Origin of the sequence: Polynucleobacter sp. P1-05-14, assembly GCF_018881675.1 — a bacterium.
GTDB lineage: Bacteria > Pseudomonadota > Gammaproteobacteria > Burkholderiales > Burkholderiaceae > Polynucleobacter.
The window spans coordinates 1-1050 of record NZ_JACVPV010000026.1 but is presented as its reverse complement, the minus strand read 5'-3'; the positions used below and the strand labels follow the sequence as shown (position 1 = coordinate 1050).

The window sequence follows — 1050 nt, the reverse complement described above, 5'->3', positions numbered from 1 at the left end:
TGAACTGACCCCCAAAAGTTGGACAGTTTAGTTAGGTTACCAGAAGGGATTGAGCTCGGTATTGCACCGGACTTAATCCCTTTAGTTTTTGTTTGATTCGATCATGGTTGTAGTAGTGGATATATTCATGTAGCCCCTGCTTAAATGATTCGATCGTCTCAAACTTCTCTTGGTAGAAGAACTCGCTTTTCATGATCCCAAACCAGTTTTCCATGACGGCATTATCTAAGCAATTGCCTTTTCTGGACATGCTTTGGGTAAGGCCTTGTTCTTTTAAAGCCTCCTGATAAAACCCCATCTGATATTGCCAGCCCTGGTCTGAGTGCAGCATGGGTTTATCTTTTGGTTTTAGTTGCTTAAAAGCCTGTTGGAGCATTTGCATCACCATGCTGATCTGAGGACGATCTGTGATCGTATAAGAGATGATCTCTTGGTTATACAGATCTAAGATTGGTGAGAGGTAGACCTTCTCACCCTTTATATTGAACTCCGTGACATCAGTTACCCACTTCTGATTAGGCCTACTTGCTCCAAAGTTACGCTCTAGTAAATTGGGGGCCACCTTACCAAGGGCTCCCTTGTAAGACTGATAGTGTTTAGGTCTGACAGTCGACTTGATCCCCAGCTGAGCCATCAGTTTTTGTACGGTCTTGTGATTGAGGTAGCAGCTCTGGGAGCTAAGCGCTGTCTGCACCCGGCGATAGCCATAGCGACCTTTATGGGCATGGAAGATGGTCTTGATCTGCATCTTGGTGTCGAGATAAGGATCTGGTTTAAAGCTGGCATTAACCCAGTAGTAATACACACTCCTAGGTATTCCAACTACTGTCAAGATCACTTGTAGTGGATAACTCCGCCTTAACTCAGCAATCACTTGGACTTGTTCTTGCTTGCCAAGTGCTTTTGCTGGGCTAAGGCCTCTAACTTTTTTAGATAAGCGTTCTCCACTTCTAAATACTGCGCTTTGCGCAGTAACTCGTCATGTGTCAGCTCAGAAGATGGCCTAGCTAGTAGCGCTGCAATCTCACTTTGTTTTGGCATGGGCGGTCG

General features: G+C 45.1%; 1 pseudogene. It reads right to left on the bottom strand.

Features of this window, described 5'->3' with window-relative positions:
• Positions 1–31: 31 nt before the first annotated feature.
• Positions 32–1050: pseudogene (locus tag ICN37_RS08485) on the bottom strand (IS3 family transposase); the annotation flags it as partial.